Raw genomic sequence first — 16,531 nt, forward strand, 5'->3', positions numbered from 1 at the left:
TCGATGCCTCAAACCAAAGGAGAACGACAATGACAATTCGCGAAGCCCAGGCGAGGTGGCAAGGGACGCTGAAAGAGGGTTCGGGCAAGGTGAAGCTCGGCAGCGGGGTCTTCGAAGGCGCCTATTCCTTCCCGTCGCGTTTCGAAAACGGTCCGGGCACCAACCCGGAAGAGCTGATCGCCGCGGCGCATGCCGGCTGCTTTTCTATGGCCCTGAGCGCCATACTGGGCACAGCCCACCACATACCGACAAGCATCAGCACCGTCGCCAAGGTGCATCTCGGCGCAGCCGCCGCGGGACCGACGATCACCCGCATCGAGCTTGAGACGCAAGCCGAGATTCCGGGGCTTGCTCCGGATGAATTCCAGAACCTCGCGGAGAGGGCGAAAACGACATGCCTCGTTTCGCGCGCCCTGGCCGGCGTGGCCTCCATCACGCTCAAGGCCGAGCTCCTCGCAACCACCACCACGGCACACTGACATCAGGAGCACGAGATGAAACAGGACAGCATTATCACTCTCAACCCAGACGACCGCTCCGGACAGACGGCCGAGATCATGCGGCGCTTCAACGACGTGTTCCAGCTGCACGACCCGTCCGCACTTCCCGAACTGATTGCCGAAGAATGCGTCATCGAAAACACCGTGCCGGCGCCTGATGGCGCGCGTCATGCGGGGCGGCAAGCATGCGTCCAGCTGTGGTCGGCGATCGCCACCCAGCCAGGCACGCGCTTCGACCTCGAGGAGACCTTTGTCGCCGGCGACCGGGCGACCATCCGCTGGCGCTACTGGATGGCCGACGGTAACTCCGTCCGTGGCGTCAATCTCATGCGTGTAGAGGACGGACGCATCGTCGAGGCGATGGGCTATGTGAAGGGATAGCTGGCCGGTCGCCGCTACCGGTCAGCCAATGCCAGCTTGGCGCCGAGCATGACAAACGCACCGGCGAAGGTTCGGCGCATCCAGGTCAGCACCATCGGCCGCGAGGCGACATGGCGGCGGATCGAAGCGGCGAAGATGCCGTAGCCGACGAAAACCACGAAGGTCAAAAGCATGAAGACGGAGCTGAGCTCCAGCATCTTCGACAGCGCATTGGGCTCGGTGGTGCTGACGAACTGCGGCAGGAAGGCGAAGAAGAAGATCGACAGTTTCGGGTTGAGCACGTTGACGAGGATGCCGGTGGCAATCACCTTGCCGGCCGAGCGCGGCGCGACATTATCCTCGACACTGAGGCCGCCCTTCTCCTTCAGCGTGTTCCAGGCCATGTAGATGAGATAGGCGACGCCGAGATATTTCAGCGTCTCGAAGGCGACCGCGCTGGTGTGCAGCAGCGCCGCAAGGCCGGTGATGGCAGCGGCCATATGCGGGATGATGCCGAGCGTGCAGCCGAAGGCGGCAATGATCGAAGCCCGCGCACCGCGCGAAAGTCCCGCACTCAGCGTGTAGAGAACGCCGGTGCCGGGCGAGGCAACGACGATCAGCGACGTCAACAGAAACTCGATGCTCATGATTTCCTCCACGGCCCTGCCCGGCAAGGAAGCTATCGGGTGGTGCAAGTCGAGGCAAGCGACGGCGATTGGTGTTTTCCTTGCGCCGCAAAGCGGGGGATGGAACTACCCCACCGCCAGCCCGTGCGTGGCCCTTGCCATCAGGCACTCCTCGTCGCCAGGCATGCAGGCACGGCAGACATCCGGGCGCGTTTCATAGATGCCGCAAGCGGTCGACTTGCCGACTTCGCCGGTCAGGGCCGAACAGCGCACGCCCTCGCAGCGCATGCCGGACAGGTCGAGGGCAACATATTTTTCAGGAATGCGTTCGAGCTGCGCGTCATCCTCGGTGGAGAAACGCGGCCACTCGGCCGAATAGGAACAGCACGCGCCGCAGCTCTGGCAGTCGAAGAGCGGCGAGGCGTCACGTTGTGAGGAAAGGCTTGCGGCAGCGGCCAGGGCGGGCAGCCCCGGCGCGGCAGGATTGCGATCGGCGTCCCGCGGCAAGGTGCTATTTCTTCTTGCCTGTCTTGCGCGCCGGCGCTTCGACCGGTGACTTGAACAGATCGGTCGCGGGGTCGGCAGATTCGCTGGCCTTCGCGGCGGCCGGCTTGGCGGGCTTTGCTGCGGGAGCCGGCGCCGCCGGCTGGTCCTTGGCGGAGAATTTTATGGCCATGTCAGTCCTCGTCGGCGAAACGCGATGATGGGGCGCGTGGATTGCGCAAGCGGCCGATCAGCGCCGAAACCGCCGTGATGTTCATTTCCTCTGGCGACCAGTTCCTGGCTTCCGCGATGTGATGCGGCGCCAGTTCGCGATGGGTGCTGCCGCTATAGGCGGCATCCTGATAGGTGACCCGCTCCAGGGTCTTCTTGTCCTCGCGAACGTATTCTATCAGGTAGTTCGGGGCTTCGGCGCGGCCGCGCACGCCGACGCGCACCTGGGCATCGCCATGGGCGCGCTTGCAGCGCTCGAGTTTTTCCAGCACGCGCCGGACATATTCGACCGGCTTGTCCAGGGTTTCGACCATGTCGGCGATGGTCGCATCGGCCGCGATCGGCGTTGGCGGTACGCGCTTGGTGGCCATCAGCGTTTTCCGGCTCTTTTCGGGCGCGCCGCAAGTGCGGCGGCCGCCGCCATCTCTTCGGCTTCCTTTTCCAGGCGCAGCTCGCGCAAGCGGGCCGTCTTGGCTTCCCGCGCCTCGCTGACGGCGTCGCGCTCGGATAGGATGCGGTTGAGCGACATCGACTGGGTTTGCGTCTTGCTGAACAGCGACACCGCCGGATCGGCGGCGGTCTTCGAATGGTCGGTCAAAATCTTTCTCCTGTCAGGAGCCTGGTGCCGGTAGGGCGAGACCGGGTCGTCGGTCGGGACCACGCACAAAGCAACACGGCATCGGGGCAATACGGCGGCGGATTCAAATTGCCAAGCCGTCCCTTAGCACGTTCAGCCCGATGCGCAGCGCATTTTCGGCGGCAGCAGGCGTAATATGAAAAAGGCCAGGCACCGCCTGACCTTCCCTGGGGAGTACCGCGCATCCAGTGACATCCAGAAGAATGCACAGGGCTGGATCCGCAGGAAACGCTCCTCTCATGCGCATGATGCGCCTTGGAAACTCAGGTTTCCAGGGCCACGCGTCGGAATTCGCCCTGCACCGGTGCCAGTACATCCGTGGTCACCGGGAGGGCTGAATTCGTTCTTCAGGCCGCCTTCAACTGGTCGGCGGACATCTTGCCCGACTTGTTGTCGCGGACCATCTCGTAGCCAAGCTTCTGGCCCTCGACGATGTCGCGCATGCCGGCGCGCTCTACGGCCGAGATGTGGACGAAAACGTCGGCCGAGCCGTCGTCAGGCTGAATAAAACCAAAACCTTTGGTGGCGTTGAACCATTTAACTGTGCCGATGCTCATAAACGAACCCTTTCCATGGCAAATATTCGTTAATCGCGGTGCGACTGCACAGCGATTTTTGTCTCGATTTTTGATGGGGAAGTTCGTCAAAGGCGCGCATGCGTGCGCGGATAACAAAAGTCGGTCAAACAAATATCGACATAGTTCTTTTAGACTGCTTTTGCCGCCGAGTCAATTTCTGGTTTTCCAAAAGCCCGGCTTCAATTTCAGGTTGTCACACGAATAGAGCCTCAACCGATGAACGGCAGAAAGGCCAGGCTCCTCCCAAAAAAATCACACCACCCCCGGAACCAATCCCCTGCCAGCGCATTTCATTGGGGTCAGCAGTTTCAGAGAGCGATCTCAGGAGTGCTGACAAAAGGACGCCTCCCGCACAATAACCGGTGCGAGGGGCGTTCTTATTTGTGTCAGGCCCTCTCCCGGATCACGGTGGCGGCCGAGCGGGGCTCGCACGCTGGAGGCGCTGTGGCCGGAGCCGGACCGTTAGCTTTCGGTGTCGCCCTACATGATCGTGCTGATCATCGGCAGGATCTCGTAGCGGAAGCCGCGGCCTGACCTTGCCACTGGATCGCCATCGGTTATCGCCTTTGCGTCGGCCTCGCTGCCGGCACGCAGGATCAGCAGGCCCCAAGGACCGGCCGGATCGGCGACCGGGCCAGCCAAGATCATGGTGCCCTCGCGCAGCTTGGCGCGCAGGTAGTCGGCATGCCGGCTCATCAGCTCCCTTTCCTCGTCCGTCATGGTAAAGGCGAAGTCCGGCCGCGGCGGGATCAGCCGGCAATGGAAGATCCTTGTCGTCGCAGCTTCACGTGGTGCTTCGTTGCTGGCCATCGGTCCTCCTCCAGGAGCGAAACCTGATTGCTGTCCGTCGTTCGGTCTATTCGTCCGGCCCCGGCTCCGGCCATGGCTCTTTCGCCGCCTCCGCATACCAGTGCCGCATCGCCGGCATTGCCAGCACGGCGTCGACATAGGCCCTGGTCTCGGGCGCGAGCTCGCCGCCATAGGTGTCGAAGCGGGTGACGACCGGTGCATACATGGCATCGGCCGCGGTGAAATGGCCAAACAGGAACGGACCGCCCTTGCCGTATTTCTCGCGGCATTCGCGCCATAGCGCCTCGATGCGTGCCCGCTGCACCTCCCCTTCGGCGTCGAGCGGCTTGTGCACCTTCGGCCGCCGCAAATTCATCGGCCAGCCATAGCGCACCTCGCGAAAACCGGAATGCATCTCGGTCGCCGCCGCGCGCGCCAAGGCACGGGCGCCGATACCGGTCGGCCAGAGCTTTTTCTCGGGAAACAGGTCAGCGAGATACTCAAGAATGGCAAGGGTTTCCCAGACGATCCTGCTCCCTCCCTGCAACGGCTTGTGATTCAGGACGGGCACCTGACCGGTCGGCGACACTTTCGCCAGATTGGCAAAGGTCTCGGGCGTACGCAGCCGCACAAAACCTTCCTCGAATGGTATCTCCAGATGCCTCATCGCCACCCATGGCCGGAGCGACCACGAGGAGAAGCATTTGTTGCCGATGTAGAGCGTGAACTCCGCCATTTTTCTCTCCATGCGCGCGGTGCGTCCGCGCAACCTATCCCGCCAGCCTTGCCACCGGAAGCGGGTCGCGCAGTCATCCTATTCCGCAACAGCGCCTGGATTTTAATCGACGGCGGCCCGTTTGTTCGCGGCGGACGAATTCCCCCGAATTCAAACTTCCAGGAGATGCGGAACATGGTGAACAAGGATCAGGTCGCCGTCTGGCCAAGCAGGTCAAGGGCGCGGTCAAACAGGCCGCCGGCAAGGCGACCGGCAACCGACGGACCCAGGCCGAGGGCATGGCCGACAAGGTCGCCGGCAAGGTGCAGAAGGCCTATGGCGACGTGAAGGACAAAGTCAGGAAGGCACTTTGATCCCGCATCGAGACATGTCGTGGCAATCGGAAAGGCGGCCGCCAGGGCCGCTTTTTTCAAGTGCTCCAGCCCTTGCTGAAAGCGTTGGTGAAGGTGACCTCGCCATGGTCGTCGGTCGCCTCGCCCAGCGCCACGTCCATGCCATCGCTGGTCACCCGGGCCACGGCGAACCCTCCCATATAAGCGGCCTTCGGCTTGAACAGGTCGAGCCCGTCACGGTGGTAGATCAGCGGGGTGTCATGCTGATGGCCGTGGAAGATGCCGACGACATTGTAGCCCTTCAGCGCCGCCAGCAGCGCCTGTCTGTCGGCCTCGCCCCACCAGTGCGGCGCACCGGCGCCGTCATCGTCATAGGTGCGCTTGGCAGGATCCCACCGCTCCGTCGAAAAAATGTCCCAGCCATAGTGCTGGAACAGGATGACGGGGCGGCCATCCGCCGCGTAGGTCGCGAGATCCTGCTTGAGCCAAGGCAGGCTCGAATCGGCGCCATGACCGATGTCGCCGGTGAAACGATGCGTCTGGACAAGGTGCAGGCCGCCCCAGTCCCATGAATAGCAGTCGGTGTCGACATCGTAGCTGGTGGCCGGCACAGGTGGTTTGAAGAACACGCCGGGGCGGTGGTTGACCTCGACGTAGTCGCGCAGTTCACGCCGGTACCAATCGACATGATGCGGCGGACCGTTCTGGTCGAGATCATGATTGCCGAGCCCGACATAGACCGGCATGTGGACACGATCCGGGCCAACGCCTTGGCTATAGCGCTGGCTGAACTGCAGCAGCTGCGTGCCCTCGCTCGGCTGGGTGATCTGGCCGCCGCCATCGTCGGTGATGTCGCCGCCGACGACAAGACCGAGCGGCATGCCGATCCGGTTGCCGGCCGAACGCAAGCCGGTGGCGACGCCGTTGATCTCGGCCGGCCAGTGCTTGTCATTGACGGCATTCAGCGCCGCGACATTGCGCAGCAGCGCGACGTCGGTCTTGCCCTCCTGCCGGCAGTTGGGGCTGAGGCCGCTCGCCATCCGGCAGGCATGGACATCGGCGATGAACAGGAAGGTGGCATCGATGGGCTGGATGCGCTGCCCGGTCTGTCCGAGCGCCGGGCGTGAAAGCGCGCCGGCCGCGACAAGACCCGCGGCCTGCATCAGAAAGCTGCGTCGTGAAAGCAATTGTGGCGCCCAGTGATTCATCATCGGCGGAATTTCAGCACAGGCGACGTCCGTCCGTCCAGTTTCGGCAATACCGTCACTGCCTTGACCATCGACATCGCCATGAACGTCTGTCAATTTCTACCTGCACTTGTATTCGCACGAAACGGAGGAGCGTCATGAAGCGCGCGCTTATCGGCATGGCATTGGCGGTTCTGCTGCCGGCGAGTGTTGCGTTTGCCGGTCCATGCGTCGATGCGAAGTCCGCGAAAAACGGGTTCATTCTGGCGAGGCCAGGCATCCAAAGCGAGTTTCGGCCCGCCGCGGGCGGGATGATCTCCGTCGCCAACAGCTATGAGTCGCAATCACCGCAAAAGCAGTTCCTGTATGCCGGCCTGATCGAGGTTTTTCGCGACAGCAACACCGGCCGGCTGGCAATGATCCCGTTTTCCGACCTGCGAAAACTGTTTCCGCTAAAGGCGGGAGCCAAGAGCACGATCGAGTTCGTCGAGCTGTCGCCGGACAAGCAGCCGAAGGCCACCAAGACGCTGATCCTGGTCGTCAAGGGCAAGGAAACCTTCAGCCTCGGCGGCTGCAAATACAACGTCCTGGCGGTCAAGGAGACCTTCAAGAACGGAGCCGGCGAGACGCTCGACACGTTCACCGCGCTCTATGCGCCCGATCTGCAAGCCTCCCTTGCCCGGCGCTATGATGAAGGCACCAGCGCGGAATCGGTCAACGGCTACGAGACGATCAAGCCGCTGGCCGAGTAGAGGTCCATGGCGCGCAGGAAGCCTTTGGACGGGTCTGATCAAAAGCGGCTTGGGCGGAAGTTCGCAAGCAGCGGATGCTCAATGCCGCCCGCGATCTCGCCGGCAAGCAACTCGCCCGCGATCAGGCCAAGCGTTGCGCCGCTATGGCTGAAGGCAACATAATACCCCTGGATGTCCTTCAACTGGCCGAAGACCGGCTCGCCGTCTCCTGGGATCGGCTTGGGTCCGACACCGTAGCTTTGCAGTTCCAACTTTGGATGTCCCTCGATGACATTCGAGGCCTCGTTGAGAAGCCCTGAATGGTCGAAGCCTTTACGCTATAGGTGCCGTCCGAATTGACCATCACCTCTTCTTCAGACCAGGCGGAATCGAGCGCGAGGGCTCCGTCGCGGAATTGCTCATCCGGCGATTGAAGGGAGATCAGCGACGGGCCGAAAGGCTCATTTTGCCAACATCGATCTTCGAGCGCGGCTCGGTAGGTCCGCCCCCGAACGCCATCATCAAGCGCGCCTAGCTGCGGCTCAGGCTTGGCCGAGTGCCGCCAGACAGTCGCGCAGCATGGTCGCGTCCTGCGCCGTCTTGGCCATCGACATGGCGCCGGAATAGCTGGCGACGGCAAGTGCCGCAAAATGCTGGGGATCGGTGCCTTGCTCCCCGCCCTCCTGCTGGTCGGCTCTGATCTTGTCGGCGATCGCCTGGCGCCATGCCGCAAAGATGCCGGCAAGGGCAGTTCGAAAATCCGGATCGGCGAGCGACAGTTCATGCGCCAGATTGTTGAGCGGGCAGCCGCGCACGAAACCCTGCTGTTCCAGTTCCGCCGCGACAGCCTCGAACACAGCCCGCACTCCTTCGCGTGCCGAAACCGCTGCCACTATCGGCGCGATCCATGTCTCCTCGACCGCTGCCGCCACACGCTCTTCGATCACCGCCAGGGCCAGCGCCTTCTTGGTCGGGAAGTGATGATGCAATGCGCCGCCGCTGACCCCTGCCGCTGTCATGAGATCGCCGAAGCTGGTCGCGTGATAGCCGCGCGCCTGGAACGCGACCTCGGCGACGTCGAGCACTTTGCAGCGCATGCCCTCGGGGTCGTTGACGCGCTTTCGTGGCCTTGGGCCAGATCGAATGGTCGTCTCTGCTGACATAGCCAGAGAATAGCATGTTGACAAAACAGGACAACCGGTTTGTTTATAAACAGGATGATCACCCTGTTTTTTGGAGACTTCCGATGAACCTGCCCCTGAACGCCGCTCCGCAGGCTGCAATGCTTGCCTCGCCCGTCGTCGAATTGCGGCAGTACACGTTGAGGCCCGGGCAGCGCGAAACATTGATTGCCCTGTTTGACCGCGAGTTCATCGAAAGCCAGGAGGCGGCTGGAATGACCATCATCGGCCAGTTCCGCGATCTGGACCGTCCGGACATGTTCGTCTGGCTGCGCGGCTTCGACAGCATGGACACACGCAAGGAGGCGCTGGCCGCCTTCTACGACGGCACGATCTGGGCGGCGCACCGCGACGCGGCCAATGCGACGATGATCGATTCGGACGATGTGCTGCTGCTGAAGCCGGCATGGCCGAGCGCCGGCTTCGACCTGTCAGGACTTCAGCGGCCGCTTTCTGCCGAGCACGAAAACTCCAGCAATGAGAACCGTTTGGGCGGCATTGTTGTCGTCCGAATTCACCACTTGCGATCAGGAGCTGAGGCCGAATTCGCCAGTCGGTTCGCGGCGGAGGCGGCGCCCTTGATGAAGGCGCCCGGCGTGCGCCTCCTCGCCGCCTTTGTCACCGAACATGCCGAAAACAGTTTTCCGCGGCTGCCGGTGCGGGCCAGCGAGAACGTCTTCGTTTCCGTCGCCCGGTTCGACAGCGCCGAGGCGCATGCAAGCCAGGAAGCCGCCCTCGCCGCCGCGCCGGCATGGCAGCGCTTTTTGCGGGCAGTTCAGCTTGATCTGACCAAACCAACCGAGACCTTGCGGCTGTCGCCCACGTCGCGATCCCTGGTTGGGCGCTAGGCGTCGAATGCCCCGGTGATGGCCCGCGCGACAAAGGCCGGGTCCTCCCAATGCGGATTGTGGCCGCACGCCTCGGCACGCACGAGGCGTGCCTCCGACAGGCAACGCGAAAGCGCCTGTTGGTGCTGATCGCCGAACAGCGGGTCGCACGCGCCGGCGATGATCAGTGTTTGGGTTCGCACTCCCTGTGCCGCAGTTGTCAGGTCGGCGCGGCGGATCTCGTCCACGATGGCGCGCCAGCGCGCCGCGGGCATGGCCGATGCGTCTTTCGCCAGGCAGGCGAGAAATGGCTGGGGCACGCCGGGCCGGCAGTCATGCCACCAGTCATAGAACGGGTCGGTCGGCGATATCGGATCGCGCAGAGCCTGCACCCCCGCGACCAGGGGATGATCCGATGCGAAATCGGGTTTCAACGTGCCGGCCATCACCACCATTCCGGCGATGAGGTCGTTGTGCCGCGCAGCCAAGGCGACGGCCGCCATGGCGCCCAGCGAATGGCCGACCACAACGGGCCGATCGAGGTGCAAATGCCGGATCAGGCCCGCAATGTCATCGGCAAAGTCGGCGATGCCGAAGCCCTTGCCCGCCGGCGAGGCGCCATGGCCGCGCAGGTCGGGCATGATCAGCCGGCGGCCGGCCAGATGCGGCGCCAGGAGCGAAAAGCTGCGGCTGGTGTCGGTGAAGCCGTGCACAAGAACCAGCGCCGGTTCGGCGCCTGATATCTCGACGTAGGCCATCTCGAGGCCGCCGCAATTGATGAATTGCTTGCGGCCGGCCCAGGCATTCTGCTCCGCGCAGGGATCCGAGGCCGCTTCCAGCGTGACCGATGTCAAAGGCCGAGTTTCTCCTTGACGGCTGCAAGGCCGGGCTTGCCGTCGAAGGTGGTGACGCCGGCGAGCCAGGCGTCGAGGCGGCTCTTGTTCGCCGTGATCGCCTTCAGCGCCCCGTCCTCCGGCTTCATGCCGTCATTGATGAGATAGCCCATGCCGACATTCTCGAAATCGATGTCGAAGGCGAGATTCCTGAGGAACTGCGCTACATTGGGGCATTGCTGCAGATAGCCCTTGCGGACCTGCGTCGTCACCGTTGCCGCGCCAAAATTCGGACCGAAGAACTTGTCGCCGCCAGTCAGATATTTGAAATCGTACATGGTGTTCATCGGATGCGGGGCCCAGCCCTGGAAGACGATGAACTGCTTTTCCTTGATCTCATAGCCGACCTCGGAAAGCATTCCGGCCTCGCTCGACTCGACCACGTGCCAGCCATCAAGACCGAGCGACGGGTCGGCGATGGCATCCATCATCAACTGGTTGGAACCGGGCTCGATGCCGTACATCTTCTTGCCGAACTTGTCGGCGAATTTGTGCAGGTCGGCAAAATCCTTGACGCCGGCATCCCAGACATAGGTCGGAACGGCGAAGGTGTATTTGGCGCCTTCGAGATTGACGCGGACGTTCTCGACCGAGCCATCCTTCTTGTAGGGTTCGTAGTAGGTGACCATGGCGGGGTCCCAATAGCCGAGGAACAAGTCCAGGTCGTTGTTCTTCATGCCTTCGTAGATGACGTTGATGCCCAGCACCGAGCTTTGCGGCTGGTAGCCGAGCGCATCGAGCAGGACGTTGGCGACGCCGGTGGTGAAGGCAAGATCGTTCCAGCCCGGTTCGGCCATGCGGACCACCCTGCACTGCTCGGCCTCGGCCGCCTGAGCCGTATGAACGCACAACATCAGGGCTGCAAGACAGATGCCATTTGCAAGCATGCGGACCATTTCGATTCTCCTCGTCATCACGGTCGTCATCGTTGGATTGACCAATTGGTCTTTTTATTGTCCCACTGGTCAATTGTTGATCTGAGCGGACGAAAATGTCAACATGGATTCGCAACACCTGGATGGAAGCCGTGAAACTCAAGCGCCTCAGCGACATACGCCGCAAGGAGTTGCGGCAGGCTGCCTTCGCGGTGCTGGAGCGCGAAGGCATTGCGGGTGCTACTCTGGAAAAGGTGGCCGCCCACGCCGGCGCCTCCAAGGGCATCGTGCTGCACTATTTCCGCAACAAGCAGGAATTGTTCGAGCATGCGATGCGGGAGGCCAACGCCGTGCTGCGCGACGCCGTCGTCGCCCGGCTTCGCCAGGCGCGCACGCCGATGGAGCGGCTCGACGCGGTGATCGACGGCAATTTCGAGCAACATCTGTTCCTGCCGCCGCTTTGCCATGCCTGGCTTTCGCTGTGCGCCGAGGTGCCGCGCGACGAGAAGCTGGCGCGTATCCAGAAGGTGCTGCACGCGCGCATGCGTTCGAACCTGTTGTCCGGCCTGCACGGCCTTGCCTCGCCCGGCGATGCCGGCGACATCGCGCTTGGCGTCACCGCGCTGATCGACGGGCTTTGGCTGCGGCTCGGCCTGGAACCAGGCAGCGTCTCGCGCGAACAGGCGATCCGCCAGGTCAAGGATTTCGTTGCCGCGCGCCTGGCCATGCACCAACCTGCAACCGTCGGCGCGTAGACTTGCCCTGGCCTGCCAGCTGGGCGCACTGTCCCATCCGAGCATCGGCAACCTGCGAAGTTCATACCGTGGGATAGGCCGGCTGCTTGACCAGGGCCGCGACTATGCAGTGCTCTGGCATTGGCCAAGGCGACCTCGGAGTGCCCAATGAGACTTCTGGACAAGCGCACGCTGGTGACCGGCGGCTCGGACGGCATCGGCCTGGCAATCGCCGAGGCGTTCCTGCGCGAGGGCGCCGATGTCCTGATCGCCGGCCGCGACGCCGGCAAGCTCGACGCCGCGCGTCAGAAGCTGACAGCTCTCGGCTCGCCCGGCGCGGTGGAGACGCGATCCGCAGATCTTGCCGCCAGCTCCGGCATCGCAACTCTTGTCGAACACGTGAAAGGGACCGGCCAGCCGCTCGACGTTCTCGTCAACAATGCCGCTGTCGCCTACCTCCTGCCGTTCGAGAGCGTCAGCGAGGCGCAGTTCCAGCACTCCTTCGCGCTCAATGTGACGGCGCCGTTCTTCCTCACCCAGGGGCTGCTGCCGCATTTCGGCGCCGGTGCATCCATCATCAACATCTCTTCCTATTTCGCCAGCAAGATGATCCCGAAGCGGCCATCGAGCCTCTATTCCCTGTCCAAGGGCGCGTTGAACTCGCTGAGCAAATCGCTGGCCTTCGAGCTCGGCCCGCGCGGCATCCGCGTCAACGCCATCGCGCCTGGCACGGTCCACACCGCCATGCGGCGCAGGACCGTCGACAACCTGCCAGCGGAGGCAAAGGCCGAGCTGAAGGCCTATGTCGAACGCAGCTATCCGCTGGGCCGCATCGGCCGCCCGAACGACCTCGCCGGGATGGCGGTTTACCTCGCCAGCGCCGAGGCGGCCTGGACGAGCGGCGGGATCTTCGCGATCGACGGCGGCTACACGGCGGGCTGAGTGCCCGGCCGCTAGGCGCCGACAATTTCAGTGGCGACGCTTGCCAGAAATCCAAGAGCACCGATCGCCTCCAGGATCTGGTTGCGAACCCAGCGATGAGGTGGCTCGTCGTCGTGGCGGGCGTGCCAGTACATCCTGACTTCAGGAACCGCAATGGGAAGTGGCGGTTCAAAGATGACGAGGGGCAAAGTCTTCGCGGCCCAAACCGCGAACTGCGTGGGAACCGCGGCGAGGTAGTTTCCGTTAGCCACTGCCAATGCGACAGCCTGAAAGTGCGGCAGTGCCAGGCTTACACGACGCGTTCGCCCGATCTTGCGAAGCGCCTCGTCGGTGGAGCCCGACATCGAGCCATCGATAGAGCGAAGGACGTGGGGCAACTCGCAGAAAAGCTCGATCGGCAGAGGCTTGCCTTCCGCGATCCCCGCCTGCCTGATAGCAGCGTTGTCGTGCGCGGCGATGATGGCGAATGGTGAATGGAACAGGGGCGTGCTTGAGACCCAGTCGGAGACCTCCAGCGGACGCTCGAGCGCTGCGTCGATTTCATCGTCCTGAAGCAGCCGCGAAACGTCGCCGCGTGCACTGTCCAGAAAGCGGAACGACACGCGAGGCGCTATCGCAGCGATGCGTGCCGCCAGAAACGGCATCAGCAGCATGGAGAAGAAGTCCGCCCCCATGAGCGTGAAAGTTCGGTCGAGCTCCGCCGGTTCGAAGTTTTTTGAGGACTGGAAGACACGTTCGATTTCGCGAAGTGCCGCGCGTAACGGCTCCGCAAGGCTCTCGGCGCGCGGCGTCGGCATCATTTCATTGCCACGTCGCACGAACAACTGGTCGTTGAGGATATACCGCAAGCGATTGAGCGCAGCGCTGACGGCTGGCTGGCTGAGGCCGATCTGCTCGCCGGCACGCGTAACGCTTCTTTCCCGCAGGAGTGCGTCGAAAACCTTGACGAGATTGAGGTCGAGCGCGTTCAAATTCATCAGATCAATTCGCCCCATATGATCATTCGATTTCCGTTGCCGGCATGTCTTTGGTTAGGTCGTCGTCGGCACAGCCCAGTCGGCACAGGCAACAGAAGGATCAGACAGCCATGACAATGACCCCCGGGACGATCACAGGCAAGGAACTCCTCTGGTTCAACAACACGCTTGTGGCGATCCACGTCGCATCGACCGCAGGAGAAGACGGCATCTGCGTCGTCGAGCATCGCATGCCTTACGGCGACTCTCCGCCGCTGCATGTACATCGCCGGGAAGACGAAGTGTTTCACATACTGGACGGAAGATTGCGCTTTCAGATCGACGGCCGCGAACGCATCGCGGACGCCGGCGAAACCGTCATCGCACCGAAAGGCCTGCCGCACACCTACCGGGTTGAGTCGCGCGAAGGGGCGAACACCCTGACCATCACACGCGGTACGGATTTCGAAACACTTCTGCGCCAGGCGGGCCGCCGCGCCGATCGGCCGGAGCTGCCGCCGCAAATGGAACCGACGCCGGAACTCATCGCGGCACTGGTGCAACTCTGCGCAAAGAATGGCATCGACGTTGTTGGTCCGCCGCTAGAGCCGGATGATTTCAGGTCGAATCGACCTGAAATCTGAATCCGCCTCTAACTCAAAGGAATAGAGCATGATGTCATCCGAAAACCGCGTCACACTTTTCGACATCATGCCCTAGCCTGATTGGTCGTTCAGGACATTCGCCTCGGCAAACCGACGCGCGCCTCCGCACTCTTTCCTTACGGGAGAAGGCGGAGGTGTTCCTTCAACCGATTTGCATCCGGCCCACCCGCAATCTTCGCTTGAAGCCATTTGTGCAACGCGATACGCCGTTGCCGACTTCGACAAGGAGAGACCCGTGACCGCTGCAAAGACCAGAACCGAAACCGATACGTTCGGCCCCATCGAGGTTGCCGCCGACCGTTATTGGGGCGCGCAGGCGCAGCGTTCCCTGGGCAATTTCAAGATCGGCTGGGAAAAGCAGCCGGCATCGATCGTGCGTGCGCTGGGCATCGTCAAGCGGGCGGCGGCGGAAGCCAATATGGAGTTGAAGCGGCTCGATCCGGCGATCGGCAAGTCGATCATCGCGGCCGCGCAAGAGGTTATCGACGGCAAGCTCAACGACCATTTCCCACTGGTTGTCTGGCAAACCGGCTCGGGCACGCAGTCCAACATGAACGCCAATGAGGTGATCTCCAACCGGGCGATCGAGATGCTGGGCGGCGCCATGGGCTCGAAGAAGCCGGTGCATCCCAACGACCACGTCAATATGAGCCAGTCGTCGAACGACACCTATCCAACGGCCATGCACATCGCCTGCGCCGAGCGCATCGTGCACGATTTGCTGCCAGCTCTGAAGCACCTGCACAAGGCGCTGGACGCCAAGGCCCGGGCCTTCAACCACATCATCAAGATCGGCCGCACCCACACGCAGGACGCCACGCCGCTGACGCTGGGCCAGGAATTTTCCGGCTATGCCGCGCAGGTCGCCTCCTCGATCAAGCGCATCGAAATGACACTGCCCGGCCTGCAGGAACTGGCGCAAGGCGGCACCGCCGTCGGCACCGGCCTCAACGCACCGGTCGGCTTCGCCGAGCGGGTGGCCGATCGCATCGCCGCCATCACCGGCATCGCCTTCGTCACCGCGCCGAACAAGTTCGAGGCGCTCGCGGCACATGATTCCATGGTGTTCTCGCACGGCGCCATCAACGCCGCGGCGGCAGCACTCTTCAAGATCGCCAACGACATCCGCTTCCTCGGTTCAGGCCCGCGCTCGGGCCTTGGCGAATTGTCGCTGCCGGAAAACGAACCCGGCTCGTCGATCATGCCGGGCAAGGTCAATCCGACGCAGTGCGAGGCGATGACGCAGGTTTGCGTGCAGGTGTTCGGCAACAATGCGGCGCTGACCTTCGCCGGCAGCCAGGGCCATTTCGAGCTCAATGTCTACAATCCGCTGATGGCCTACAACTTCCTGCAGTCGGTGCAGTTGCTTGCCGATGCGTCGGTCTCCTTCACCGACAATTGCGTCGTCGGCATCGAGGCCCGTGAGGACAACATCAAGGCGGCGCTCGACCGCTCGCTGATGCTGGTGACGGCGCTTGCGCCCACCATCGGTTACGACAACGCCGCCAAGATCGCCAAGACGGCGCACAAGAACGGCACCACGCTACGCGAGGAAGCGCTGGCCACCGGGCTGGTGAGCGAGGCCGATTATGACCGGCTGGTGCGGCCGGAGGACATGACGCATCCGGGGTAAGGTGCTTTTCGGCGGGAGAATTTGCTCCCGCCTCCGCATCACCCGACACGAATTTCGCGCCTTTTCGCCGTTCACGGAAATGTATAGCCTGTGAACAATGTGTCGCCGCATCGGCGGCTTTGGTGAACAGTCGCTATCGTCTATCTGAGGGTCATTCAACCCATTCGGAGAGACACCATGTCCATCAACACTTCCGCCGCCGGCGCCGGCACCGCGTCCAACAGCTCTGTCACCATCCTGCTCGGCCGCATCCTGCTCGCGATCATTTTCCTGCTTTCCGGTTTCGGCAAGCTCACCGCCATTTCTGGCACTGCTGCCTACTTTGGCGGCCTCGGCCTGCCCGTTCCGACCGTAACGGCTGTGGTCGTCGGCTTGATTGAACTACTCGGCGGCCTCGCCATCCTCGTCGGTTTCCAGACCCGTGTCGCCGCCTGGGTGCTCGCGATCTTCACCGTCGCCACCGGGCTGGTCGCCCATACCGGCTGGGCCGACCAGATGCAGATGATCCAGTTCCTCAAGAACCTCGCCATCACCGGCGGCTTCCTGCTGCTGGCTTCATCGGGCGCCGGCGCCTATTCGATCGACGCCAAGCGCGGCTGAACCTCCCTCCCAGGCCTCGACAGAAGCGGGGGGGG

22 protein-coding genes and 2 pseudogenes are annotated in these 16,531 nt (G+C 62.8%); 10 read left to right on the forward strand and 14 right to left on the reverse strand.

Features of this window, described 5'->3' with window-relative positions; translation table 11 throughout:
* Positions 1-29: 29 nt before the first annotated feature.
* Together FJV80_RS11975 and FJV80_RS11980 are read left to right on the forward strand one after the other, a co-directional pair.
* Positions 30-479, forward strand: a complete 450-nt coding sequence (locus FJV80_RS11975) for an OsmC family protein (protein ID WP_142876449.1) — start codon at positions 30-32, stop codon at positions 477-479.
* 15 nt (positions 480-494) lie between these two features.
* The gene (locus FJV80_RS11980) at positions 495-881 is read left to right on the forward strand and encodes a nuclear transport factor 2 family protein (protein WP_095770585.1); all 387 of its coding nucleotides are present in this window, start codon (positions 495-497) and stop codon (positions 879-881) included.
* Positions 882-895: 14 nt separating this feature from the next.
* Here FJV80_RS11980 and FJV80_RS11985 read toward each other — a convergent pair whose 3' ends face one another.
* From FJV80_RS11985 to FJV80_RS12015, 8 genes are all read right to left on the reverse strand, one after another.
* Complete coding sequence (locus tag FJV80_RS11985) at positions 896-1,507, reverse strand: LysE family translocator (protein WP_095770916.1); 612 nt, start codon at positions 1,505-1,507, stop codon at positions 896-898.
* A 105-nt stretch (positions 1,508-1,612) separates the two neighbouring features.
* Positions 1,613-1,993, reverse strand: coding sequence for a YkgJ family cysteine cluster protein (locus FJV80_RS11990; RefSeq protein ID WP_142876450.1), 381 nt, complete (start codon positions 1,991-1,993; stop codon positions 1,613-1,615).
* Positions 1,994-1,997: 4 nt separating this feature from the next.
* Positions 1,998-2,162, reverse strand: a complete 165-nt coding sequence (locus FJV80_RS34505; protein ID WP_181167851.1) for a hypothetical protein — start codon at positions 2,160-2,162, stop codon at positions 1,998-2,000.
* 1 nt (position 2,163) lies between these two features.
* Positions 2,164-2,571, reverse strand: a complete 408-nt coding sequence (locus FJV80_RS11995; RefSeq protein WP_010915422.1) for a hypothetical protein — start codon at positions 2,569-2,571, stop codon at positions 2,164-2,166.
* Positions 2,571-2,798 carry a hypothetical protein gene (locus FJV80_RS12000; protein WP_095770917.1) on the reverse strand — a complete coding sequence of 76 codons (228 nt, stop codon included), beginning with the start codon at positions 2,796-2,798 and terminating at the stop codon, positions 2,571-2,573. Before FJV80_RS12000 ends, FJV80_RS11995 begins: the two co-directional genes overlap by 1 nt.
* Positions 2,799-3,184: 386 nt before the next feature.
* Entirely contained in the window at positions 3,185-3,394 is a 210-nt protein-coding gene (locus tag FJV80_RS12005) for a cold-shock protein (RefSeq protein WP_142876451.1), read from the reverse strand.
* Positions 3,395-3,895: 501 nt separating this feature from the next.
* A complete protein-coding gene (locus FJV80_RS12010; protein WP_245437705.1) occupies positions 3,896-4,225 on the reverse strand; it encodes a YciI family protein in 330 nt (109 codons plus the stop codon).
* A 46-nt stretch (positions 4,226-4,271) separates the two neighbouring features.
* Positions 4,272-4,940, reverse strand: coding sequence for a glutathione S-transferase family protein (locus tag FJV80_RS12015; protein WP_185975187.1), 669 nt, complete (start codon positions 4,938-4,940; stop codon positions 4,272-4,274).
* A 165-nt stretch (positions 4,941-5,105) separates the two neighbouring features.
* Between FJV80_RS12015 and FJV80_RS12020 the strand changes: the two are divergent.
* A pseudogene (locus tag FJV80_RS12020) lies at positions 5,106-5,293 on the forward strand (CsbD family protein).
* Positions 5,294-5,349: 56 nt separating this feature from the next.
* On the opposite strand, the gene FJV80_RS12025 reads toward FJV80_RS12020, so the two are convergent.
* On the reverse strand, positions 5,350-6,483 hold the full coding sequence (locus FJV80_RS12025) for a metallophosphoesterase (RefSeq protein WP_095770590.1): 1,134 nt from the start codon (positions 6,481-6,483) through the stop codon (positions 5,350-5,352).
* Positions 6,484-6,617: 134 nt separating this feature from the next.
* Between FJV80_RS12025 and FJV80_RS12030 the strand changes: the two genes are divergently transcribed.
* Positions 6,618-7,211, forward strand: coding sequence for a hypothetical protein (locus tag FJV80_RS12030; protein WP_142876452.1), 594 nt, complete (start codon positions 6,618-6,620; stop codon positions 7,209-7,211).
* Positions 7,212-7,249: 38 nt separating this feature from the next.
* On the opposite strand, the pseudogene FJV80_RS12035 reads toward FJV80_RS12030, so the two are convergent.
* Positions 7,250-7,599: pseudogene (locus FJV80_RS12035) on the reverse strand (D-amino-acid oxidase); the annotation flags it as partial.
* 133 nt (positions 7,600-7,732) lie between these two features.
* Positions 7,733-8,287 (reverse strand): TetR/AcrR family transcriptional regulator, encoded by a 555-nt coding sequence (locus FJV80_RS12045; RefSeq protein ID WP_185973420.1) that lies wholly within the window; start codon positions 8,285-8,287, stop codon positions 7,733-7,735.
* A gap of 80 nt (positions 8,288-8,367) precedes the next feature.
* Between FJV80_RS12045 and FJV80_RS12050 the strand changes: the two genes are divergently transcribed.
* Positions 8,368-9,219 carry an NIPSNAP family protein gene (locus FJV80_RS12050; protein WP_348643960.1) on the forward strand — a complete coding sequence of 284 codons (852 nt, stop codon included), beginning with the start codon at positions 8,368-8,370 and terminating at the stop codon, positions 9,217-9,219.
* Here FJV80_RS12050 and FJV80_RS12055 read toward each other — a convergent pair.
* Both FJV80_RS12055 and choX read right to left on the reverse strand, forming a co-directional pair.
* On the reverse strand, positions 9,216-10,052 hold the full coding sequence (locus FJV80_RS12055) for an alpha/beta hydrolase (protein ID WP_142876454.1): 837 nt from the start codon (positions 10,050-10,052) through the stop codon (positions 9,216-9,218). The genes FJV80_RS12050 and FJV80_RS12055 overlap by 4 nt on opposite strands.
* Positions 10,049-10,987, reverse strand: coding sequence for a choline ABC transporter substrate-binding protein (gene choX, locus FJV80_RS12060; protein WP_142876455.1), 939 nt, complete (start codon positions 10,985-10,987; stop codon positions 10,049-10,051). Before choX ends, FJV80_RS12055 begins: the two co-directional genes overlap by 4 nt.
* Before the next feature lie 95 nt (positions 10,988-11,082).
* Between choX and betI the strand changes: the two genes are divergently transcribed.
* Together betI and FJV80_RS12070 are read left to right on the forward strand one after the other, a co-directional pair.
* Positions 11,083-11,721: a transcriptional regulator BetI gene (gene betI, locus FJV80_RS12065; protein WP_095788337.1), complete on the forward strand. Its 639-nt coding sequence runs from the start codon at positions 11,083-11,085 to the stop codon at positions 11,719-11,721.
* Between the two features lie 147 nt (positions 11,722-11,868).
* Complete coding sequence (locus FJV80_RS12070; protein WP_142876456.1) at positions 11,869-12,642, forward strand: SDR family oxidoreductase; 774 nt, start codon at positions 11,869-11,871, stop codon at positions 12,640-12,642.
* A gap of 11 nt (positions 12,643-12,653) precedes the next feature.
* Here FJV80_RS12070 and FJV80_RS12075 read toward each other — a convergent pair whose 3' ends face one another.
* Positions 12,654-13,619: a LysR family transcriptional regulator gene (locus FJV80_RS12075; protein ID WP_142876457.1), complete on the reverse strand. Its 966-nt coding sequence runs from the start codon at positions 13,617-13,619 to the stop codon at positions 12,654-12,656.
* 110 nt (positions 13,620-13,729) lie between these two features.
* Between FJV80_RS12075 and FJV80_RS12080 the strand changes: the two genes are divergently transcribed.
* The 3 genes from FJV80_RS12080 to FJV80_RS12090 all read left to right on the forward strand — a co-directional run bounded on the left by FJV80_RS12080 (position 13,730) and on the right by FJV80_RS12090 (position 16,496).
* A complete protein-coding gene (locus FJV80_RS12080; protein ID WP_142876458.1) occupies positions 13,730-14,242 on the forward strand; it encodes a cupin domain-containing protein in 513 nt (170 codons plus the stop codon).
* Between the two features lie 256 nt (positions 14,243-14,498).
* Positions 14,499-15,896 (forward strand): class II fumarate hydratase, encoded by a 1,398-nt coding sequence (fumC, locus tag FJV80_RS12085; protein ID WP_095770919.1) that lies wholly within the window; start codon positions 14,499-14,501, stop codon positions 15,894-15,896.
* Between the two features lie 177 nt (positions 15,897-16,073).
* Positions 16,074-16,496 carry a DoxX family protein gene (locus FJV80_RS12090; RefSeq protein WP_142876459.1) on the forward strand — a complete coding sequence of 141 codons (423 nt, stop codon included), beginning with the start codon at positions 16,074-16,076 and terminating at the stop codon, positions 16,494-16,496.
* The last annotated feature ends 35 nt before the right edge of the window (positions 16,497-16,531 follow it).

This window comes from Mesorhizobium sp. WSM4310 (genome assembly GCF_007003935.1).
GTDB lineage: Bacteria > Pseudomonadota > Alphaproteobacteria > Rhizobiales > Rhizobiaceae > Mesorhizobium.